The sequence below is a fragment of the Lachnoanaerobaculum orale genome, assembly GCF_003862485.1.
In the GTDB taxonomy this organism is placed as follows: domain Bacteria; phylum Bacillota; class Clostridia; order Lachnospirales; family Lachnospiraceae; genus Lachnoanaerobaculum; species Lachnoanaerobaculum orale.
In genome coordinates this window covers 1096367-1120274 of sequence record NZ_RRCM01000001.1, presented here as the reverse complement: position 1 = coordinate 1120274, position 23908 = coordinate 1096367, and the positions used below count along the sequence as shown (strand labels likewise).

Sequence of the window (23908 nt, the reverse complement as noted above, 5' to 3'; positions counted from 1 at the left end):
TACTTTCCTCTCTTTATATTTAGTTACCGTCAGGCATCGCAGCCGGTATATCCGGCATATCCCTGTACACAGGTATGTAGAATGTAAATACTCCGTTCTTATCTTCTTCAGAGTATGCTCTCGCCAGCATAGCACCCTCATTCTTTGCACCCTCTATATTGGTCATATACTGATGTTTGTACCTGTTATCTCCAAGTACATTGAACTTCTTAAGGTAGAATGAGTTCTGTCCCGCCTTTGCATAATTGGTACCGTAGTACAAAGCACCTCCTATTATAGCTTTAGCCTTTGTATTCCACGGTCTGAGGTATGTATCTCCGCTTCCTGCCCAAGCAAGTCCCCTCTCCGTAGCCGACTGATTTCCCGACTGATACGCTTCTATATTGAAGAAATTATATATACCCCCGGCTCCGCTTATGAGCCCTGAAGTTCCTTTATAACCCTGTTCCTGTATAAGCATAGCTGAAAGCACATACGGATTAACACCCGATGTCTTTGCGGCATCCATAATCATATCTACATAAGTTGTTCCGTTTGAGAGCGCATTCAGATCTTCAGTCTCTGCAGTCGCCGCACTTGATGCATAAATACTGTCCGATGAACTGATACTCTCTTTTATAGCATCACCGTTCACCACACCCGGCCCGTGCTCGGGATCTGAAAACTCTGTTGTCGGAACATAAGCCGTTGTAGTCGCAGGCTCCGTATATCCCGGACCTTTATCACTTTCACCGATAGAGCCGCTTTCTTTAGCAGGAGAATCCACACTTGATTCATGCTCTTCCATGGGTCCCACAAGCTGTGCACTTTCATTAGGGTTTGCAATCGGACCGTCCACCTTCACATATTCCCCGGCACTTGTGCTCTCATCCGGTGCCTTTGCACTTGAATAGTCAACACCGCCTTTGCTCTCTTTAACCGATTTTGCGGCGGAAGTCTCACCGCTTTTATCAGCTGTCGTAGCCTCTGTAGTACTTTTTTCTGTGGCCTTTGTTGCAGCCGCACTTGTTTGAGTGACAGTCTTTTTACTTGACTTACTTTCCATAAAGGTGCCTTTAAGCATCTTTTCAATACCCTCTTCAGTCTGCTCACCTGTAGAATAACCGTGATTTAAAAACTGAAATATATTTGTGGAATCAAGGAAATTTCTGGGGTCCATGTAGTATCTTATAATCCCTTCACTTGCAGATACCCACTTATCCGAATCATATCCTATCCAGGTTCCGCTTTGCGAATTATATGCACCTTTTTCCATTGATTTCCAAGACGGCTTTGCTTCTTTTGACACCAGGTTCAAACCGACTTTTGATTCATTTTTTATTACTTCATCCCACGGGATATCTACATTCTGTACAACAAACTTCCAGTTTGGGTATTCGGCATGTAATGCCCTGAGTCTGTTCTTATAGCTCTCAGGGAAACCTGCAATTGAAGACTCGAAATTTGCATCTGTTTTATAACTTGTTGTAGCCTCGGTTCTTATATAGCTCTTTGCTACATATCCTTCCTTATCTCCCGAGCCTATATTAAATGAAATCTTGTACCAATACATTCCGTCACTGTTTACCTCATCAAGTACAGTGACTGATGTGTTTCTTTGCAATGTTGCAACCGTATTGTTTCCGGTGCCGGCTTTTGATCTGACATTTAAGTTACTTACATCTACATATCCCTTTTTAGTTGTAAAGGCATTGATTTCTTTTATAAACAAGTTTCTTCCGGCACCTGTAACAAGTATTGCACCCAATGTAGTAACCAATATAAATTTATTTAAAAATGTTTTTTTCATTAAACCATCCTATATCATTTTTATTTATTCAGATTATCAGGTCCAAATCCAAACGGCAACAGTTCTTCCAATTTCATACTTCTTATATTTGCACCGTCAGCCATTATAATCTCAAACTCTTTCGGATTGCAAAACTCCTGCATCACCTGTCTGCATACTCCACATGGAGTACACATATTGTCGAAATCTGTTTCTTCAAATCCTCCGACAACGGCTATCTTACAAAAATCATATATTCCTTCCGATATTGCCTTAAAAAAAGCGGTCCTTTCCGCACAATTGCAAGGTGTATAGGCGGCGTTTTCAATGTTGCAGCCATGTATTACTTTCCCCGACTTTGTCAAAAGTGCGGCCCCTACTTTAAACTTTGAATAAGGAACATATGCCATCTTTCCGGCCTTCTTTGCCTCATTCAGCAATTCTAAATCCGACATAATCCTCCTAAAATTGAACCAAACCGTCTATCGGTCCTGTAAGCAATACCTCAGTTGCATATATTACAGGTCCTTTTGCACGATACTGTTTATTCATCTCGAACTTGATTTTACCCTTTACCTTAACCCAGTCCTTATTTTTAAAGTTCTTTGCGCCTTTATATTTGCATACAAAACCTAAAAACTGGATATCCGCTTCACAGCAAGTCATCGCTCTTCTTCCGGTTATAAGTATATCATCACCTATTCCGTTCGGTCTGACAACCTGTGCCGTAAACTCCACTTCTTTGCTGTCATACTTTTCCGGTCTGTCCATAGTATCAACATAGAAAACACCGTAATCTTCAGGCTTTATGACAAGTTTTGCATCATCAAGGTCATACGGTAAGTTTATGCTGAAATCTCCGGTTATCTCACCCTCTTCACCTTCAAATATAATCTCGGCATTAGGAGCCATAGCCTTTATCTGAAGATGGTATGCACTCAGTGTATCCTCATCAATATCATCAGCCCTGTTGCAGATGACAAGTTCCGAATTTCTTAACATTTTACCCATATATGCTTTCAAGTCCTTGTTCTTGATATAAAGATCAAGTGTGGATGTGTCAAATATGGTAATCATCTGATTGATAAACCAGATATTCGGTATTTCAAGCTTATCCTGCTCCCAAAGCCCGTTCCACTCTATAAGTATTCTCTCAGGATTTACTTCTTTTGTAAGCTCCTCCATCTTTTGCAAAGTTAAGTCGTTTATATCATCTATATATTTTGCAGTGGTATGAGTGGATTCAAGCAACCCTTCATCATACTCTTCCTCGCCCTCTTCACAAACAATCAAAAGAGTATTTCCGTCAGTTCTGAAATACTCCTGTTGCATTGTGAATTTCATAAATTGTGTCTTTCCCGCCTCCAAAAAGCCGTTGATGACAAAAACAGGTAATTGTTCCATAATATCTCCATTCAACAAGCACTATGCTCTAAAACACTTCTTCAGCTCTTCACTCTTTAATCCGGCACCGATAACACATACCTTACCTGTGTATTCGGCATCTCCTCTTCTTATATCGTTCTCTCCCGGAACCAAATCGAAGTAGAACCAGTCGTCACTGTTTGCATCCTTTATCATACCTTTTGCTCTAAGTACAACACCATACTTTTCTTCATCGGCAAATCCGTCTAAGATACTCTTTAACTTGTCTTCACTGATTGCAGGTACCTGTTCCATACCCCAACTGTCAAATACATCGTCTGCATGATGATGGTCATGGTGGTCATGTCCGCATCCGCAGTGGTCGTGATGGTCGTGGTGATGCTCATGCTCACAGTGTTCATCATGGTCGTGGTGGTGTTCATGTTCGCAGTGTTCATCATGATCGTGATGGTGTTCATGTTCACAGTGTTCGTCATGGTCGTGATGATGGTGATGGTGCTCGTGTTCCTTTGCCAACTCCTCCAACAGCTCACTCTTTAAATCTATAGGTTTTGACAACATCTCCTCTATCTTTTCATCACTCAACTTATCAAGCGGAGTTGTAACAATAGTCGCCTCAGGGTTTACACCCTTTATAAGTGCAACCGCCTCTTCAATCTTTTTATCATCTGCAAGGTCTGTTCTTGAAAGTATTATTGTATTTGCAAACTGAATCTGATTATTAAAGAACTCACCGAAGTTCTTCATATACATTTTGCATTTCTTTACATCTACTACGGTAACGGCGGAATTTGACTCAACCGGTAAATCTTTTTCCACATCGGATACAGCCTTTAAAACATCTGAAAGTTTACCTACACCACTAGGCTCTATTATGACTCTGTTCGGTGAATATTTTTCAAGCAGTTCTCTTAGAGAAGCTTCAAAATCTCCTGCCAAAGAACAGCATATACAGCCTGAGTTCATTTCTTTGATTTCAATACCTGAATTCTTCAAGAAGCCTCCGTCAATACCTATCTCTCCGAACTCATTCTCTATTATTATTGTTTTACCTTTGTCCTTATTACCTTCTACAAGTCTTTTTATAAATGTTGTCTTTCCGGCACCGAGAAAGCCTGAAATAACATCAATCTTTGTATTTGCCATATTTTCTCCTTTACTCTCTAAAAAACAAGCCTGATTAACATCAAGCTTGTATATTAAATACATCCTACTACCGATAACTTTCAGCCGATTTTAACATTTGTCAGCCTTACTGAAATAAGTCCGGCAACTATACCTATCAGTGCTCCGCTTACCAAACCTGCTATCATAAGTACAGGTAAATATGTGAACACGCCGTTAGTCCTTACCACAAATGCCGCACATATAATCTGTCCCACATTGTGCATGATGCCTCCGACAATGCTTACGCTTATAAGCGAAAAACTTTTAATCTTTGATATCGCAATCATACTCAGTAAGCTGAGGCTCGCACCTGCTATAGAATAAAACATCATGGACATATTTCCAAATGTCATCGCTATAAGTATAATTCTAAGTATCGACACCACAACGGCGGTCTTTACGTCAAACAAAAATAATGCAATAACCACCACAATATTTGCAAGTCCGAGCTTCATGCCCGGTATGCCTAAGTTTATAGGTATCAGCGTTTCTACAAATCCTAAAACCATTGCAAGTGCTACAAGCATACCCATAGTAGTTATTTGCCTTATATATTTACCTGACCTCATTACTTTGCTACAACAGTAGCTATTTTTATGTTCACCTCAAGTACTGTAAGTCCTGTCATATTCTCAATAGCGTTTTTTACTCTTTCCTGAACTTTCTCACTTACTTCAGGAATATTGTAATTGTAGCTTACATTGACAGATAAATCTACACAGACTTTATCATCATTTACTTCTACATTTACGCCTTTCATACTCTTTGCTATCTTACTTCCTGAGAGCTTACCCATAAAATCTCTTGTTATATTTCCCGCCATTGAGTCAACTCCCTCGACCTCAGTTGCGGCAATACCTGCAATGACAGCCACTACTTCGTCAGCTATCTTTACTTCACCGAGCTTATTATCCTCAGTAGCCTCAATATTATCTTCTTTATTTATATCCACTGTATCAGCCATAAAAGCCTCCTTGTATTCTATGATTATCAATTATATCAAATATTGTATAAAATTAAAAGAGAGAAGAAAACAGGATTGTCCGACCTTATAACCTGCCTACTGTGTCGGTAGTGCATACCATGTTCTGTTACCGGTCTCATCAAGCACATATAAATTTTTTAATGTAGCTTGAACATACAGTAAATCATCAGTATACATTATTGTATCTTTTTCACTGTACAACCCCACTTCTCTTAGGTACTTGTCTATTCTGAGATTATGCTCATAGGTTTCTCCGCATATTACAAGCTGCGGAACAGTTTTATATCCGTAATAGTTATTTTCTTTGTAATCTTTATCATTAACAATTTTGTAATAACGACTTACCTTATCGGCAAGATTATCTAAGGCATCAGGTGTATTTCTGACAACCTCATACAGTATATGTGATTCGTCATCTATATGAACATTGGACGCCGTACGAATGATAACATTTTTAGCATCAGTACTGCCTTTGATACGCATTGTCTCAAGGATACCGAATCTCTTCATTTTTACACCGTTCATAAGCAATCCGAGAATAATCATATTACCTACAACTACTCTTTTTATGCCTTCAGCCGTGTCATAAAGATTTTCTGTTTGTTTCTTATATTCACTTATTATCCTGTTCCCTCTGTTGAATATCACTTTACATTCATTAGCTATCGGTATCGCCTTAACATCCAAGTCATAAAACCTTAAACCGTTTGTGAGTTCATCATTTTTCAGGACATACTCCCTGATAAGTCTGTACTTTAAAAATTTGTTTATTCTGTTTCTTATGCCGTCTCTTGAAACATACAGTCCTCTAAGCCTGATATATTGGTAAATCTGTATTGAACTCAAATATTTACTTCTTCCGAGCTCTTCCACTATAGCAAAATCTACAGCATCAAAGCCCTTCATAATTTTTCTTACTCCGATACCGTTAAAAGGGTATTCCACCATTGTTACCTTTTCATTCTCAATTACGCCCAAAACATTCTTAGTCGGAGCTGTTTCAGCGTTAAATCCGAAATCAAACATCCTGTTGTTGTAATTTTTCGCATCATTATATATTTCCATAATACTTCCAATCCTATCAGCCAAATGAAATCATTTGGATTATTTTATTGCGCAAACTTGATGTATCACAAATATAGTATTCACAAAAATATTCAATACTTTGAATATCTTCTTCAGTAGCATATGAATATACCAGACACATTCTCTGCGGCAAAATACCGTAGTCAACTGCAATCTCTGATAATCTGTTCCAATCATCAAAATTTTTTCCCGATTTACACTCAACTATGTAAAATTTATTTCTTATAACGATTACGATATCAAATTCATTTTTTACAGTACCGTTCAGACTTTCAATCTTTACATTGCGATAAACTTTATAAGGTATGCCTTTGCTCCCTGCCCATTCGCTTAATATGTCGTTCACAACGCCTTCCACCGCAATCTCCAAATACTGTCCTGTAATAAATCTTTGTGCTTTTTGTGTCATCGTCAAAGAACATTTAATTGTATTATTTTCTCTGTTATACCTTACTCCGCTTATTATTCCCGACATTTTCCTGAACAGCTCAAGAATCTGATATTTTTTGTATTCCTCCACATCATCCAGTGAAATCTCAAAATCTTTATCCTGCCTTTGATACTTTTGTCGGATTTCTCCAAGTATGTCCTTTATCAAATCATGATTTTTCATTATCTCAACTGCCAATTTACGTACTTTAGGCGGAACATAATCCTGAATTCCGGTAGAATACATGATTACATTTTCCATACGTTCAAGCAGGTTTATAGTACCGACTCTGTCAGATACCTGAATCTCATATTTTTTAGTTTTATCTTCCGTAAGCGGTACCGCTTCCAAAGGTTTATCTTCGTCCTCTTCCACTTTATATATTGACGCCAGTTTTAGCATATACAGACTCCTTTTTTCAAACTGTAACAAGAATTATTTATAACAAAATAAAATAACCTCTTATCTGTAGTATTATATCATACATTTAAGAGGTCTGAATATTATGTTTTATTCCTTTGTGTATATTTACGAAGTCAAAATTTATTATTTCTTTAACTTTGTTATTCCAATTCCTGTAAAAGCCCATACTAAGGCAAAAATCATTCCGGAATAATTTAAAATTGCATACGGTAAGTAATGTAACGTTGCTACACCTAAAGTGCTTGCCATATACGCGCCGGCTGCAGTCCATGGAATAAGACACTCTGTACATGTCACAGAATCTTCCAATGTCCTTGATAATACCTTTGGATGCAATCCCATCTTAAGATATGCTTCTCTAAACGCCTCACCAGGCATCAATATAGAAACCTGTCCATTACTTGTAACTCCCGTTATTATAAGACATGTAACTATTGTTGATGCGACAAGTTTGAATGTGGAATTTACCTTCTCTAACATCTTTGAAATTACGACACCTAGAGATCCTGTCACTGTCATTGTTCCTGCAAATGAAATAGCACAAACAGCAATAAGAAGTGTATTCATCATAGACATCATACCACCTCTATGTAGCAATCTTATAAGTTCAGGTGCTACACTTTCTTCACTCATTCCTACCATACCGACATTAAATCCGTTTAAAGTAACATCTACAATATTCTTTAAATCTGCTCCTTGGAATACAGCTGCATTTATAAGTGCCACTAATGATGCTAACAGCATAACAGGTATTGTAGGCTTTTTAGTTATAGATCCTATCAATACTATTGCAAGTGGAATCAATAATATGACGTTCCATTTAAACATATTATCAAGTGTACCTGTAAGTATATTTATAGTTTCAGGTACTACAATATTGTTTTTAGCACTGATTTGACCCATTATAAAATAAAATATTGAAGCAAGAACCGCAGAGCTGCCGGTTGTCCATAATTGATTATATACATGTTCATATAGATCAACTCCACATACGGCTGAAGATAAATTTGTAGTATCTGACAGCGGTGAAAGCTTATCACCAAAATATGCACCGGAAACAACAGCACCTGCAACTAATGCAAGATTTACATCCATTCCTATTGCCACACCCATAAAAGCTACGCCGATAGTTCCTGCTGAGCCCCACGATGTTCCAGTTAGTACAGATACTATAGCTGTAAGTAAAAATGCTGTAAGTGCAAGATATTTAGGACTTATTAGCTTTAATCCAAAATATATAAGCATAGGTATTGTACCACCAAGCATCCATGATCCTATCATAAATCCAACTATAACTAAAATTAACAATGCTCCCCATACTTTAGCTATTTTTGTTGCTATTTCTTTCATTATCTCATCATACGAATATCCTAATATCCTTGCCTGAATACCTGATATTACTGCTGCTAAGACAATCAACGGCTCCGCCGGTAAGCTTAAAAAACCAATTCCAATACCTAAAATTACAAGCATCACCAGTATTGGAAACATTGCTTGAAATATTGTCGGTTTCCTTTTTGTATCACTCATAAATTTCTCCCCAATTTATATTATTTTTAAATCTTAATAAAGCTTCTTCTAACTTTTCTTTTGGTAGTGCAACATTTACTCTAAAAAATCCTCTTCCATTTTCCCCAAATCCACTGCCTAATGAGAATGAAATATGTGCTTTATATAGCATCAAATCCTTTAACATTTCCTCAGAAATTCCAGTATCTCTATAATCAACCCATAATAAATATGTTCCCTCGATATCTGCCACTTTAAATCCTATCATTTGTGTCTCAAAGAATTTCTTTGCAAAGTCTATATTATCTTTTATCTTTTCTTTTGCAATTTTAAGCCACTCACTTCCATATTCATAAGCCGCTATAACTGCCGGTATACAAAAATAACTCGGATTATGTATTCCTGCCTGCCTTAGTAAGTATTTAAAGGAATCCCTCAGATCTTTGTTCTTAATAACTATATTACTGGCTTCTAAACCAGCAATATTAAAGTTTTTAGATGTTGAAAGTCCTATTATTATATTATCATAATAGTCATAAAATGAAGCATAACTTATAAATCTGTTTTTCCAAATAAAATCTGCATGTGTTTCATCTGATATTATAAGAACATTATATTGTTTGCAAATCTCTACTGTCTTTCTTATTTCTTCTTCACTCCATACTCTTCCAACCGGATTATGTGGTGATACTGAAATAAATATTTTTGCTCCACCCTTTATTTTTTTCTCAAAATCCTCAAAGTCTATCTCATAATGCCCTTTATTCAACAACAGAGGACATTCCACAAGCTCTCTACCGTTTATTCTTACTGCATTTTGTATAGGATCATATAGTGGTGTCAATACAAGAATCTTGTCATTTATATTTGTATTATTTTGTATTATTAAGGATATAGCCTGAATAATTCTTGGACAATATACTATCCATTCATTTTCAGGACAAAAACCATAATTATTTTTTGCCCATATCTTTGACAGTTCTATATACTTTTCACTGACATTAGTGTAGCCATAAATTCCGTGATTTGCAGCGTCTATAACTGCATTTATAATCTCAGGTGCTACTCTATAATCCATATCCGCTACTGTTAACGGTATTAGATCCTCAATTCCGTATTCGTCAATTATTTCATCCCATTTTGCACAATTTGTATATCTTCTTGAAACTATATTATCAAACAATTGTTCCCCCTGTCTGTAATTCTATTATTTATGATTTTCCCGTTTTATGATTTGATACCACATCAAAAACTACCGCTCCTAAAAGTACGGCTCCCTTTACAATGTACTGGAACTGGTCCGGTAATCCGAGTATTGACATTCCCTGATTGATTACACCTAAAAGTATAGCTCCAATCATTATACCCTGTACCGTTCCTGAGCCGCCATACGCTGATGCTCCGCCTATAAAGCATGAAGCAATTGCATCCATCTCATATGAATTACCCATATTTCCGTCAACGGAACCGATACGCGCTCCTACTAAAAGTCCTGACAATCCTGCCAAAAGGCTTATTAAAAAGTATGCCCAAAAATAGACTTTTCTTGGGTCTATTCCCGACAACCTTGTTGCCTTTTCATTTCCACCTACAGCGTAGAAATATCTTCCAAATACTGTTGAACTTGTAACAAATGCAAATATAGCCACTACAACAAGTATCCATATGAGCATAATCGGAATACCTTTATAGCTCATAAGTTTATATGCATAAAATAATATTACCAAATCAAATATAGCTACTCTTATCGCTGTTGATGTAATGCTTGCACTGTCATAGCCTTTCTTTATTTTATTATGTTCGGAAATAAAAGTATAAGCTGTGATTATTATAGCAACTACTATTCCTACTGCCATTGATGAAATAACTCTCTGGTTTACATCAAGTCCCGGTATTTGTATATATGATGTAAACAGGCTAAGAAACTTCTTATCCATAATGGCAACAGTCTTGGAATCAAGTATTACTCTTGCTACTCCTCTAAAAAGAAACATTCCTGCCAATGTACATATAAACGGTGGAATATGTACATATCCTATAAGCCAGCCTTGCCATATACCTATAACACATGCAACTGCAAGTGACAATAATATAGCAATAAAAGGATTTGTTCCGACACTTAATAATTTTGCCGAAAGCGCCGCAGATAAACAAAGCGTCGATCCTACAGATAAATCTACATTACCGCCTGTAAGTATACATAGAAGCATTCCACAAGCCATTATAAGAACATATGCATTTTGTAAAAGTAAATTTGATATATTCTGTGCAAGAAGAAGTCTTCCACCTGTCAGATATGTAAAGAATACAAATACAACTAAAAGTGCAAGCACCATAGTGTATTTTTTTACAAATTTATTTGCATTCATCTTTAACCTCCTATTTAACCACAGCACAATCAGACTTTAGTATTGTACTCATTATTTTTTCCTGTGTTGCTTCCTCGGCACTGAATTCACCTGTTATCTTTCCGGCATTCATAACATATATCCTGTCACACATACCTAAAAGCTCTGTAAGATCTGAAGAAATCATCACAACCGATTTACCTTCCTTTACCATATCATTTATAATTGAGTAAATCTCATATTTTGCTCCAACATCTATTCCTCTTGTAGGTTCATCAAGGAATAAAACCTCCGGGCCTGCAAACATCCATTTTGCCAGTAATACTTTTTGTTGATTTCCACCTGACAAATTTCCTACCTTTTGATGTATCGACGGCGTCTTGGTTTTCATTGCTTTCACATATTCTTTTGCAACATTATTTTCCTTTGATATATCAACAATACCTTTTTTATCAGCTATCTTCTCCATTCGGGCAAGTGTAGTATTCTTTGCAATTGATTCTGAAAGTATAAGTCCGTCAGTTTTTCTATCCTCTGTAACATATGCCAAACCGTTTACAATAGCATCTCTGGCGCTGTTAAGAAACACCTCTTTATTTGCAATAAATTCTTTTCCTGAAATACGGCTTCCATAGCTTTTACCGAAAAGTGACTTTGCAAGCTCTGTTCTTCCTGCGCCCTGCAGCCCTGAAAATCCTACAACTTCGCCTTTCTTAACATGAAAACTTATATTATCTACAACACACTTTTCTGTATATATCGGATGATATACGGTCCAATCTTTGGCTTCAAACATTATCTCATCACTTATTATATGGTCTCTCTTCGGATATCTGTCCTCCAATTCACGTCCTACCATACCTTTTATTATTCGTTCTTCATTTATAGCATGATTGGAATTGTCTATAGTCTCTATAGTCATACCGTCTCTTATTACCGTTATCTCATCGGCGACATATGCAACTTCCTGCAATTTATGAGTGATTATTATTGAAGTTATTCCCTTTTCCTTTTTAAAACGAATAAGCATATCAAGTAACATCTTGGAATCCTCATCATTCAGTGATGAAGTAGGTTCATCCAATATCAAAAGCTTTACATTCTTTGATATTGCCTTTGCTATCTCTACAAGCTGCTGTTTTCCTGTTCCGATATCCTTTATCAAAGATTGTGTACTCTCTTCCAATCCTACCGCCTTCATCGCAACAGCAGCCTGATGAAATGTTTCATTCCAGTCTATAATACCGAATTTGTTTTTTCTTTCATTGCCAAGGAACATATTTTCAGCTATTGTAAGCTCAGGAATCAATGCAAGCTCTTGATGTATTATTACAATACCTAGGTTTTCGCTGTCATGTATCTTTTGAAATTTACACTCTTTATTATTATAAAGAATCTGACCAGAGTACTCACTATACGGTATTGTACCTGAAAGAATATTCATAAGTGTTGACTTTCCGGCACCGTTCTCTCCTACCAACGCATGTATACAGGCTCTTTCAATTTTTAGATTGACATTATCTAAAGCCTTCACTCCGGGATATTCCTTTGTAATATTTTTCATTTCCAAAATATAATCTTTCAATATATCCGCCTTTCCGACAAATATGCCAATGTTATGATTTTGGAGGCAAATGCTTTGCCTCCAATAATGTACTACTAAGAAAACCTAGAGTATAAATATTTATTGTACAGGATGTGGGTATCCGTCACTTCCCATTGTATAATAGCCTGTATCAATCAATTCCTTTTGAATATTGTCTTTGGTAACCGTTACAGGAACTAAAAGATATGAAGGTATTACGGCAGAACCGTTATTATATGATGATGTATCATATGTACAATCAAAGCTCCAGCCTGACTTCTCAATCAATGATGCATCCGGTTTTTCACCCTTTAGTATAGCTTCTCCCAAATTAAGTGTAGCAACCGCTTCATTTGCAACCGCCTTATATACTGTCATTGTCTGCTTTCCGTCTATAATATTTGCCAGATTTGCCTCATCACCGTCCTGTCCTGTGATAATGATTTCATTGTTTCCTGCATAATCCGATTGAATGGCTTGAGTAACTCCAAGTGCTGTTGAGTCATTTGAACATATTGCAGCATCAAGCCTTGTTCCGTTTGAATAATAAGAGCCTAAGATATTTTGGAATCTTGACAAAGCCTTTGAAGTATCCCACTGCGCCGTACCGACCTGTTCAAATGTAGTCTGACCTGACGGTACCACTACTGTTCCCTTATCTATATAAGGCTTTATAACGTCCATTGCACCGTTGAAGAAAAACTTTGCATTATTGTCAGCCGGATCACCACCGGTAAATTCTACATTAAACTTTTTATCTCCTGCATTTGCAAGTCCGAGCTTATCTGCTACAAACTCTCCCTGGAGTTTTCCTACAGTATAATTATCAAACGATACATAATATGATATAGCATCTGTATTCATAATAAGTCTGTCGTAAGCAATAACAGGAATATTCTGATTCTTTGCTTCAGATAATACCTGTGCTAATGACTCTCCGTCAATTGCCGCAACTACCAAAAGGTCAACCTTGTCCGCAATAAGTCCCTCTATATCCTTTACCTGCTGGTCAATCTTATTGTCGGAATATGTCAAAGATACATTATATCCGGCTTTCTCAAACTCTTTCTCTAAGTATGAACCGTCTCTGTTCCATCTCTCAAGTGACTTTGTAGGCATTGAAATACCTATCTTATTTCCCTTTGCATCCGTCTTTTGTGAACCGCTCTCCGCATTTGAACTCTCAGTCTGTGACTGTGCATCCTTTGACGGCTCAGGTCCGTTTCCGTCTGTACATGCTGCCAATGACACAGCCATCATACCGGCCAATACAAAAGCACATAATTTCTTCAATTTCATAACTTCCTCCTTAACATTTCAAAATTATATTAATCATTTTTATTATTATCCGAACAATATATTATTTACCACGCTCTCAAGATATTCCTGCTTGCCTGAATCAGGAAGCTCAGGCTTCTTTAACTTAGCCGCATACTCCGCACACTCTACCAGTGTAACGGCTCTTTTTCTTATCTTTTCGCCTATTCCGGAATTATAGCTTGCATATCTTTCCTTCACGAACTCATCTATTCTTCCGTCTTCTATAATTTCCGCCGCTTTAATAAGTCCAAGTGCAAAGGCATCCATACCTGCTATAAATCCGTAGAACATATCATCAGCTGTATTGCTTGGTCTGCGGTTCTTTGAGTCAAAGTTTAATCCTCCGCGAAGTCCGCCCGCCTTCAGTATTTCATACATAGCCAAGGTAGTGTCATAGACATTTGTAGGGAATTGGTCGGTATCCCATCCAAGCAATGTATCTCCCTGATTTGCATCCACAGAGCCTATCATACCGTTTACCGCACATACTCTAAGCTCATGCTGGAAGGTATGTCCTGCCAGTGTAGCGTGATTTGCTTCAATGTTCATTTTAAAGTCCTTATCAAGACCATATTTTCTTAAAAAACCTATTGCGGTTGCCGCATCAAAGTCGTACTGATGCTTCATAGGCTCCTTCGGTTTCGGTTCAATATAGAAATCCCCCATAAATCCGATACTTCTGCCATAATCTCTGCACATTGTAAAGAGTGTCGCTATATTCTCTTCTTCAAGTTTCATATCTGTATTCAGAAGTGTCTCATAACCTTCTCTGCCGCCCCAGAATACAAACCCCTTTGCTCCAAGCTTTACCGCATTTTCAAGGCCTTTTTTAGCCTGTGCGGCTGCAAAGCAGAATACATCCGCACTGTTTGAGCTTCCGGCACCGTTCATAAATCTCGGATTACTGAACATATTGCAAGTTGTCCAAAGACATTTAATATCTGTGCCCTTAGTCTTTTCCAAAATATAATCTGTAATCTCATCTAATCTTGCATTTGTAACATTGATGTCTTCCTGATCCTCAGGTACGATATCCGTATCGTGGAAACAATAATACTTTATTCCAAGTTTTTGCATAAATTCGATTCCTGCATCCACTTTCGCCTTTGCATGCTCCATTGTGCCCGGTAGCGCTCCGAATGATTTATCTATAGTACCCTGTCCGAACATGTCTACACCGCATGCACAAAGATTATGCCACCATGCCATAGCAAATGATAAATGCTCTTCCATTGTCTTACCCATTATCACCCTTTTAGCATCATAATATTTGAAGCTTAGCGGATTTTTACTGTCTTTACCTTCAAACTTTATAGTTGGTATACTTGGAAAAAATTCTTTCATAAATATCTCTCCTTTAAAAATAATAAATATAATGTTGTTCTTTATTCCACACTCTTCTTTCCATGTATAACTATAATAACCGCTTTTTATATGTAAATGTTGGTAATCTTGTTATGTATTGACGTTAATATTGCTATTTTATATTGCTATAATATATAGTTTGAAATATACTTGAATTGGCATCAAAGAAACAAAAAATTTTTACTTGGTTTTTAAAATGCCGGATTTTATAATATAAGGATTTTTTATGGATTTTGACTTCAACAAAAGTATAAAAACAGAATATGAGATTATCAGACATACAAAAACAAATTCACTTGCTATGTTAATGATTGAGATACTTTCAAGATGTGTACACTGTCACTCCGATTTGGAAATCGGTATGCTTCTTGACGGCAGCATCGATCTCGTAATTGATAATGAAGTATTTTCACTAAAGAAAAATGATATCTACATAGTCAACAGATATCAGCCGCATTCATTCTACAGTCATAAAAACCACAATAAAATAGTTATATTTTTGATAAATCACGCTTTATATAAAAATATCGCTCCTGATATCATTTATAAGACAAACCATATAAAATATGATGAAAAGTATAATTCACTGTATAAAACTGTTTTTGAGTGTGCCATGTGCTATGCAAGTGACACTGATTTTACTGAAATCGGTGCTTCTGCAAAGGTACTGGATCTCATATATCAACTTACTAAAGTAGCCAATCCATTTATTGATGAACAAAGTACAAAGCAAAGTAAATCAAAGGCAAAGCATCTTCAAAAAATTACAGACTTTATTTTTGAACACCATGCCGAAAATATATCCCTGACAGATATAGCTGATTTAGTGTCCCTATCTACTTATTATGTATCACATTTTATAAAGAAAATGACCGGAATGACATTTACCGCATACTTAAACAGCATCAGATTTGATCATGCATTCTCATTGATTACCAAGACCAATCTTAGAATAAATGATATTTGTTGTGAAACAGGTTTTTCCGACAGCAGATATTTAAATAGAATATTTAAAGAAAAAATGGGAGTAGATTTACAGGAATACAGAAAAAATATGGATAGGATTGAACTTCCGCTTACAGACCAGCCGTATATGACTGTGCAGACACATGTACCACAGAGTAAGTTTATGTCGGAGCTTGAAAAATATTATGAAGAGAATTTGAAAGAATGATATTATTATTAAGTTAAATACGTTCCTGTATACAAAAAGCCCACCAATGCTTTATGTCATCGGTGGACTTTTATATTTAATCAATTACTTCTTCTGTATATATTTTCTGATATCAAGTGCGATAGCCACAACTATGATAATACCCTGTACTATGAACTGGAAGTCAGGCTTGATGCCGAGGAATTGCATTGATGATTTCAAAAGCTCGAACACCAAAACACCGATTACACAACCTGATATTCTACCGATACCGCCGTTTACGGATACACCGCCGATAGTACAAGCCGCGATTGCCTCAAGTTCGTATGAAGCACCCATGTTTACAGATGAACCGCCTGATTTTGCACCAAGTAAAAAGCCTGCCACTGCATAGAGTACCGCTGCAGATGTGTAGATGATAATCTTTGTCTTCTTAACATTAACGCCTGAAACCTCCGCTGCAGCTTCGTTTCCACCGATTGCATACATATACTTACCATGTCTGGTCTTGTTAAATACAAACCACATAATAAATCCTATTATAAGTGCATAGATGAAAAGATAAGGTATTTTAAGGAAATTACCTGTAGCAACTGTAGTATAAGCTGTTCTGTATCCTCCGATAGGCTCGGCCTTTGTATAAACAAGGCATACACCGTATACTATAAGCTGCATTCCCAAAGTTCCGATAAATGCAGGGACATTAAGATGTGCTACAACTACACCGTTGATAAATCCGAATACCGCACATATTGCAACTGAAATCAAAAGTACCAAAAAGATATTCATGTCGCCAAGGTTCGGGAACATCTTGTTTGCATAGTCCTTGTTCTGCAAAAGAGTACCTGCGATACATGCTGAAAGTCCTACTAGACGACCTGCTGAAAGGTCAGTACCCTTTGTTATAAGACAGGCAGATACACCAAATGCGATTATAACTCTCGGTGCCACATTTACCAAAACATTTCTTAAGTTATTTGCTGAAAAGAAATTGTCCTTCATAATACCCGTGAAAAGTACAAGTAAAAGCAGAACTATTATTATACCGTTATCAAGCAACAATTTCTTTATATCTAAAGATTTTGTATTCATCAGTACTCCTCCTAAAACTTTGTTGCAAGTGACATGATATTTTCCTGTGTTGCTTCAGATTCTGAAACCTCACCTGTGATTTCGCCATTGCACATAACAATTATTCTATCTGACATTCCGATAAGTTCAGGCATCTCGGAAGAAATCATTATGATGCCCTTTCCCTGTTTTGCCAAATTTATCATTATCTGATATATTTCATATTTTGCACCTACATCAATACCTCTTGTAGGCTCATCCATTATAAGCACATCCGGATTGTTCGCAAGCCATCTTGCAATAATTACCTTTTGCTGATTACCTCCCGATAATGACTGTATAAGAGTCTTATTGCTTGGAGTCTTTATACTGAGCTTGCTTACATTCTCATCAACTACCTTCTTTATCTTACCGTCATCCAAAGCAATACCTGCTATAAGATAGTTATTGAGTGAGGAAATAGCTACATTATCGGCTATTGAAAGGCAACCGAGTATTCCGGTACCTCTTCTGTCCTCTGTAATCATTCCAAGTCCGTCCTTTATAGCATCTTTCGGCCTTGCAATGGTCTGCTCCTTTCCCTTCATATATACTTTTCCGGATTTAATACTTCTGAGTCCGAATACGGCTTCCATAAGTTCACTTCTACCTGCTCCTACCAGCCCTCCGAATCCGAGTATTTCACCTCTTCTAAGTTCAAATGAGCAGTTTCTGAATATATTTTCATGTATACTTGTAAGGTTATCCACCTTAAGTATAACTTCACCTTTTTCTACGTCATTTTTCGGCGGATAGATATTTGAAAGTTCTCTACCTACCATCTGTTTTATGATTTCACCGTCACTTATATCTTTTACTTCCCATGTTCCCACATAGGTACCGTCTCTCATGATAGTTATATCATCTGCGATCTCTCTTATTTCCGCCATCTTATGTGAAATATATATGAGAGATACGCCTTTTTGTCTTAATTCTCTTATTATCTTAAATAATCCACTTACCTCATTTTCTGTAAGTGATGATGTCGGCTCATCCAAAATGATGATTTTTGCTCCCATTGAAACAGCCTTTGCTATTTCTACAGACTGCATCTGTGAAATAGACAATGTCTGAAGTAATTCATTGGGATTTACATTAAGTTTTACTTCTTTAAGCCATTTAGAGGCTTCACTTTCCATCTTCTTATGGTCTATTACTTTAAGCGGTCCGAAATTGATTGTAGGATATCTTCCCAAAAACATATTTTCAGCAATAGATCTTGCAGGTACAGGCTGTAACTCCTGATGAACCATTGCAAGTCCCTTATGAAGTGCATCATCGGGATTTAGTATATTCATTTTTTCGCCGTCTACATAGACCTCTCCGGTATCCATTGTATATATTCCGAACAGACATTTCATAAGTGTGGATTTGCCTGCTCCGTTTTCACCCATAAGAGCATGTACGCTGCCCGGTCTTACATTAAGATGGATATTGTCAAGTGCTTTTACACCCGGGAAACTTTTTGAGACCCCTCTCATTTCCAATCTGTACTCTGACATCCCTTGCTCCTTTCAAAAATCGGGTGTGCAGGCGCACACCCGAAAGATGTTTACATAAATTAATTTATTATTTTACAAGTTTTAAAATATCTGCCGCATTGTCCTTTGTAACTTTTACATAGTCTACAGGAATCTTTGTGTCAACCTTCTCATCGTTTGTAAATGATATAGCCGCCTTTGCTGCCGCCTGTGCCTGGCTGATAAAGTCATTAAATACTGTACCTGTCATCTTGCCTTCAGATACGTTCTGTACAGCCTCTGCAAGTGCATCAACACCTACGATATAGATGTCTTCGCCGACTTTTCTGCCTGCCGCATTGATAGCCTGAAGTGCACCAAGTGCCATTGCATCATTGTTACAGAAGATAACTTCGATGTCTTTTCCATACTGTGTAAGTGCGTCCTGTGCAATCTGCTGTCCCTTAGCCTGATCCCAATCACCTCTTTGGATAAGAAGCTCATCAGCCTTTAATCCGCTCTTCTCTGTAAGTGCCTTAACTGAATACTCTGTTCTGTACTGTGCGTCAATGTTCTCAGGGTCACCCTGGATCATGATGTACTTAACTGTTCCGTCACCGTTGATGTCACCCTTGTTGTCAAGTTCTGCGATTTCTTCACCCTGGAATGTTCCTGACTGACGAGCATCAGCACCTACATATGTAGCCTTGATACCGTCTGAAGCCCATCTTGACTCCTCTGTCTCATCCGGCTCACGGTTGATATAAACTACAGGAATTCCTGCTTCTTTTGCAAGATCTGTAACTGTAGGAGCTGAAGATGACTGTACAAGGTTAAGAATCATAACGTCAACCTTTGTTGCGATAAAGTTGTTGATCTGGTTTGTCTGCTCAGCCTGATCGTTCTTACCGTCCTGAACTACTATATTATCTTTCGGAATACCGCAGTCTTCTGTAAGATATCTAACCAGCTCGTTACGATAAAGTGTCATAAAGTTGTCATCAAACTTGTAAATTGAAATGCCTACTTTGATGTCCTTTGCATCCTTACCTGTAGCAGCTACAGCCTCTGAAACGCTCTCGCCGGCTTTAGTCTCTTCCTTTGACTCACTGCTTGCTGCCGCTGTTGTCTCGGCACTCTTGCTTCCGCCACATGCAGCTAATGAAAGAGCACACATAGATGCTACTGATACCGCTAATACTTTTTTAAACAATCTCATTGTTTTTTCCTCCCTTATATTCGGTTCGTTTAATTTGTAAGCTTATTTTAATATTGATTACGATTATTTTACATAGATTTTTTTTACGGTTTTTATTAAATTTTTTGCTATTTCAGAAATGATTCCTAATAATTTCGGATTTAATTATATGCAAAAAAGTTGTATAATTATAGACAAACGGTGATAATAAAAATCATCGTATACTTATATAGAAGGAGGCAACTATGGTATACAATCAAAAGATAACAAAGGAAATAGAGGACTTGACAGCCAAATGTCTCTCTAATCTGTCCATCAACCAAGCTTTGTACAAAGAATACGATGTACAGAGAGGACTTAGGAATCTGCAGGGAGAAGGTGTAAGAGCAGGCCTTACAAGAATTTCCGAGATTACTTCATTCAAAAAGGTAAACGGAGAAAAAATTCCTTGTGACGGCGAGCTTAGATATCAGGGTATTGATATACATGAGATTACAGACGGCTTTCTTAAAGAAGAAAGATTCGGATTCGAAGAAGTGGCATATCTGATGCTTTTCGGAAGTCTTCCAACTGAAGCACAGTTAAAAGCTTTCAGGACCCTACTTGGCGAGCAAAGGACATTGCCGAAGAACTTTACAAGGGATGTAATAATGAAAGCCCCAAGCAAGGATATGATGAATACTCTCTCAAGATCCGTACTTACATTGTATGCTTACGATACAAAGGCTGATGATACTTCACTTGCAAATGTCCTCAGACAGTGTATCAATCTTATAGCTACTTTTCCTATGATGTGTGTATACGGCTACCATGCATACAATCACTATATAAGAGATAAAAGTATGTACATCCATCGACCTTCAAATGAGCTTTCTACCGCTGAAAACATTCTTATGATGCTTAGAGAGGACAGAAAGTATACAAATCTTGAGGCAAGAGTACTTGATCTGGCAATGGTTTTGCATATGGAGCATGGAGGCGGTAACAACTCCACCTTCACAACTCATGTAGTAACTTCATCAGGTACCGACACCTACTCTGCTATCGCCGCCGCACTTGGATCATTGAAGGGACCTAAGCACGGAGGAGCCAATATAAAGGTTGTGGAGATGTTCAAGGATATGAAAAAGAATATCAGCGATATAAATGATGAAGAAGAAATAAAATCATATCTTTTAAAATTGCTTAGAAAAGAGGCCTTTGACAAATCCGGACTTATCTACGGTATGGGTCACGCCGTATACTCACTCTCGGATCCTCGTGCAAATATTTTCAAGCAGTATGTAAAACAGCTTGCCCATGCAAAGCACAGAGACAATGATTTCAAACTTTACAGTGCCGTTGAGAGGCTTGCTCCTGAAGTTATCGGAGCCGAAAGACATATCTACAAGGGTGTCAGTGCAAATATTGATTTTTACAGCGGCTTTGTTTACGGTATGCTTGACTTACCTACCGAACTGTATACTCCTATATTTGCCTGCTCAAGGATAGTGGGTTGGAGCGCTCACAGAATTGAAGAGCTTATAAATACCGACAAGATTATAAGACCTGCATATATGGCTGTAAAAGAGCATGAAGAATATGTTGAGATGAAAGACAGAAAATAAAAAATTGCCTCATATAGCATATAAATCGCTATATGGGGCAATTTCTTAAAACAACACCTTAACTGAATTATTCTTTATCTGCAGGTGCTATTTCCATATTCTTTAAATTATTTACTATACCTGCATTAAGCGGCAGGCTCACTCCCATAGGGTTGATAAGGAATCCGTCACACTCAGGTGTAAGCGGGAAGTTTATAAGATTCTTTGCATCAATAATGGTCTTTTTGACAGTTTCGTCATTTGGCATCTTGTCAAACTCAATATTGTCTGTAAATACAGGTATCATACTGCCGCCGTCTTCACCGAGCTTTATCATAAGCATCTGCATCTGAGTCTTACCGTCAACCTCAGTCTCTCTTACAGGAACCAAAAATCTCGCCTTAAGGATATTGACCATCATCTCCTCTTCCATATCATGTATAACAGGAGTATTCGGATTGTCAATATTTGCTCTGATTTCCTGAGCAAAATAAAGCATTGTAAGTTGCAATGTTCTGTTCTCTATAGGTCTTTTCTCAGGTGGAAGCTCACTGAAATCTGAAATCTTTATAATCTCATCAAGCTGAATTATATAATCCTCACCTTGACAATTGTACTTGATTGCATTCACTCCCGCTATAACAAGATGTGTGAACGCTCTGAGTATTCCCTCCTGAGTAAGCTCTACCACAACATTCTTTTGTTTTTTTTCAAGCAACTCCTGTGATTTCTTGTCCGCATTTTCTTTTATATCAAAGAAGAATGCTACATCATCAAAGGTCTTATCGTCACACTCAATATATGGCAATCTTGTAAACTCCGAATGAATCATATAAAGATTGACTGCCTTAGGTATACTTGAAAGTACTTCTCTTCTGTCCATTTTTATCTCCAAAAAAATATATTTCTTGACACTAATATATACTTTTTGCTTATCAAAGTCAAATTACAATATCTTTACAATACCTACTCGGCAAGTTGTTCCTTTGCTCCGTCAGAATACACTATACTGTAGTCCGACAAAATAAAGTATCCGTAGGTATCCGGTATTGAATTTAACAGTTTTACCCCTTCTTCCACTCCCAGTGAAAAACAGGTGGTTGAAAGTGCGTCGGCATCTGTAGACGACTTTGTAAGTATACTTACCTCTACAAGTCCGTTGTCATAAGGATATCCGGTCTTAGGATTTAAGATATGGTGATAGTTTTTACCGTCTATCACAAAATGTCTCTCATACACTCCTGAAGATACCACAGATTCATCATCCACTGTAAGCAGCGCCACAGTCTCATTCCTGTCGGCATAAGGCTTTTGAAGTCCTATAGTGAAGTTTTGACCGTCAGGTTTCTTACCTATACAAAGTACATTTCCGCCAAGATTTATTATGGCACTGTCCACACCCTTACTCTTCAAAAATTCCTTGGTCTTATCCGCAATATATCCCTTGGCAATAGCTCCAAGGTCAATCTGTGTATCATCCGAGGTAAAATTTATAGTATCTCCCTCCACACTTACTCTTGTATAGTCCACCTTAGGCAAAGCTTCTTTTATGCTCTCATCGCTTGGAAGCTTCGGATCGTCCGTATTGAAATCCCAAAGTTCTTTAAGCGGCTGTGTAGTAATATCAAAAGCTCCGTTTGATACCTTACTGTAATATAATGCCTTATCTATTAGATAGGCAAGGTCCTCACTTGCTTTAACACTCATTACACCCTTACCCCTGTGATTGAGCTTATAAAGCTCCGCATCAGGATTGGCCGCTGAAAAAACCATCTCATACTTTCTTATAAAATCAAGTGAATCTTTAAGTACATTTTCATCACCGCCATGGTATATAGTCACCGTAATGAATGTATCAAGTGCAAAAGTGGTATCTGTCAAAGGTTCATCGCTTTTTTTATCAAGTGATAAGTCAAAGTTATTGGCAACAGACTTCATACTGCTGTTTTTACCCGCTATTGCTATAATTGCAAGTATCACCACTATGGCAAGTACAGCTACAAGAGTCTTCTTATTAAAATTCTTCAAA

General features: G+C 37.4%; 21 protein-coding genes. 2 read left to right on the top strand and 19 right to left on the bottom strand.

The features are described from left to right. Nucleotides 1-19: 19 nt before the first annotated feature. The 14 genes from EHW90_RS05480 to xylA form a co-directional block, all read right to left on the bottom strand. Complete coding sequence (locus tag EHW90_RS05480) at nt 20-1789, bottom strand: SH3 domain-containing protein (protein ID WP_243113919.1); 1770 nt, start codon at nt 1787-1789, stop codon at nt 20-22. A gap of 20 nt (nt 1790-1809) precedes the next feature. Beyond that, nucleotides 1810-2223: a cytidine deaminase gene (gene cdd / locus EHW90_RS05475; protein WP_060931248.1), complete on the bottom strand. Its 414-nt coding sequence runs from the start codon at nt 2221-2223 to the stop codon at nt 1810-1812. Nucleotides 2224-2230: 7 nt separating this feature from the next. Further along, a complete protein-coding gene (locus EHW90_RS05470) occupies nt 2231-3172 on the bottom strand; it encodes a TIGR03943 family putative permease subunit (protein ID WP_124951854.1) in 942 nt (313 codons plus the stop codon). Between the two features lie 21 nt (nt 3173-3193). Then, nucleotides 3194-4300: a GTP-binding protein gene (locus EHW90_RS05465; protein WP_124951852.1), complete on the bottom strand. Its 1107-nt coding sequence runs from the start codon at nt 4298-4300 to the stop codon at nt 3194-3196. A gap of 80 nt (nt 4301-4380) precedes the next feature. Next, nucleotides 4381-4890 carry a Gx transporter family protein gene (locus EHW90_RS05460; protein ID WP_060931245.1) on the bottom strand — a complete coding sequence of 170 codons (510 nt, stop codon included), beginning with the start codon at nt 4888-4890 and terminating at the stop codon, nt 4381-4383. Then, nucleotides 4890-5285, bottom strand: coding sequence for an Asp23/Gls24 family envelope stress response protein (locus EHW90_RS05455; RefSeq protein WP_009445207.1), 396 nt, complete (start codon nt 5283-5285; stop codon nt 4890-4892). The genes EHW90_RS05460 and EHW90_RS05455 overlap by 1 nt, the downstream gene beginning before the upstream one ends. A gap of 96 nt (nt 5286-5381) precedes the next feature. Beyond that, a complete protein-coding gene (locus EHW90_RS05450) occupies nt 5382-6371 on the bottom strand; it encodes a hypothetical protein (RefSeq protein WP_124951850.1) in 990 nt (329 codons plus the stop codon). Nucleotides 6372-6387: 16 nt separating this feature from the next. Then, on the bottom strand, nt 6388-7224 hold the full coding sequence (locus EHW90_RS05445) for a Card1-like endonuclease domain-containing protein (protein WP_124951848.1): 837 nt from the start codon (nt 7222-7224) through the stop codon (nt 6388-6390). Nucleotides 7225-7368: 144 nt separating this feature from the next. Beyond that, on the bottom strand, nt 7369-8775 hold the full coding sequence (gene nhaC, locus EHW90_RS05440; protein WP_124951846.1) for a Na+/H+ antiporter NhaC: 1407 nt from the start codon (nt 8773-8775) through the stop codon (nt 7369-7371). Then, nucleotides 8768-9937, bottom strand: coding sequence for a MalY/PatB family protein (locus EHW90_RS05435; RefSeq protein ID WP_124951844.1), 1170 nt, complete (start codon nt 9935-9937; stop codon nt 8768-8770). Before EHW90_RS05435 ends, nhaC begins: the two co-directional genes overlap by 8 nt. A gap of 28 nt (nt 9938-9965) precedes the next feature. Next, nucleotides 9966-11123 carry a sugar ABC transporter permease gene (locus tag EHW90_RS05430; RefSeq protein WP_124951842.1) on the bottom strand — a complete coding sequence of 386 codons (1158 nt, stop codon included), beginning with the start codon at nt 11121-11123 and terminating at the stop codon, nt 9966-9968. A gap of 10 nt (nt 11124-11133) precedes the next feature. Next, on the bottom strand, nt 11134-12666 hold the full coding sequence (locus EHW90_RS05425; protein ID WP_330507742.1) for a sugar ABC transporter ATP-binding protein: 1533 nt from the start codon (nt 12664-12666) through the stop codon (nt 11134-11136). 120 nt (nt 12667-12786) lie between these two features. Beyond that, on the bottom strand, nt 12787-13986 hold the full coding sequence (locus tag EHW90_RS05420; RefSeq protein WP_124951838.1) for a substrate-binding domain-containing protein: 1200 nt from the start codon (nt 13984-13986) through the stop codon (nt 12787-12789). A 45-nt stretch (nt 13987-14031) separates the two neighbouring features. Continuing rightward, nucleotides 14032-15351: a xylose isomerase gene (xylA, locus tag EHW90_RS05415; protein ID WP_124951836.1), complete on the bottom strand. Its 1320-nt coding sequence runs from the start codon at nt 15349-15351 to the stop codon at nt 14032-14034. Between the two features lie 247 nt (nt 15352-15598). On the opposite strand from xylA, the gene EHW90_RS05410 reads away from it, so the two are divergent. Next, on the top strand, nt 15599-16546 hold the full coding sequence (locus EHW90_RS05410; protein WP_124951834.1) for an AraC family transcriptional regulator: 948 nt from the start codon (nt 15599-15601) through the stop codon (nt 16544-16546). A gap of 84 nt (nt 16547-16630) precedes the next feature. Here EHW90_RS05410 and EHW90_RS05405 read toward each other — a convergent pair whose 3' ends face one another. The 3 genes from EHW90_RS05405 to EHW90_RS05395 all read right to left on the bottom strand — a co-directional run bounded on the left by EHW90_RS05405 (nt 16631) and on the right by EHW90_RS05395 (nt 20314). Continuing rightward, on the bottom strand, nt 16631-17617 hold the full coding sequence (locus EHW90_RS05405) for a galactose/methyl galactoside ABC transporter permease MglC (RefSeq protein ID WP_124951832.1): 987 nt from the start codon (nt 17615-17617) through the stop codon (nt 16631-16633). An 11-nt stretch (nt 17618-17628) separates the two neighbouring features. After that, nucleotides 17629-19137 (bottom strand): sugar ABC transporter ATP-binding protein, encoded by a 1509-nt coding sequence (locus EHW90_RS05400; RefSeq protein ID WP_124951830.1) that lies wholly within the window; start codon nt 19135-19137, stop codon nt 17629-17631. Between the two features lie 67 nt (nt 19138-19204). Continuing rightward, nucleotides 19205-20314, bottom strand: a complete 1110-nt coding sequence (locus EHW90_RS05395; protein ID WP_124951828.1) for a substrate-binding domain-containing protein — start codon at nt 20312-20314, stop codon at nt 19205-19207. Between the two features lie 224 nt (nt 20315-20538). Between EHW90_RS05395 and EHW90_RS05390 the strand changes: the two genes are divergently transcribed. Next, nucleotides 20539-21900 carry a citrate/2-methylcitrate synthase gene (locus EHW90_RS05390; RefSeq protein ID WP_124951826.1) on the top strand — a complete coding sequence of 454 codons (1362 nt, stop codon included), beginning with the start codon at nt 20539-20541 and terminating at the stop codon, nt 21898-21900. A gap of 67 nt (nt 21901-21967) precedes the next feature. On the opposite strand, the gene EHW90_RS05385 is transcribed toward EHW90_RS05390, so the two are convergent. Further along, on the bottom strand, nt 21968-22762 hold the full coding sequence (locus tag EHW90_RS05385; protein WP_009445221.1) for an SseB family protein: 795 nt from the start codon (nt 22760-22762) through the stop codon (nt 21968-21970). A gap of 83 nt (nt 22763-22845) precedes the next feature. Further along, nucleotides 22846-23907 (bottom strand): FAD:protein FMN transferase, encoded by a 1062-nt coding sequence (locus tag EHW90_RS05380; RefSeq protein WP_124951824.1) that lies wholly within the window; start codon nt 23905-23907, stop codon nt 22846-22848. Nucleotide 23908: the final 1 nt, after the last annotated feature.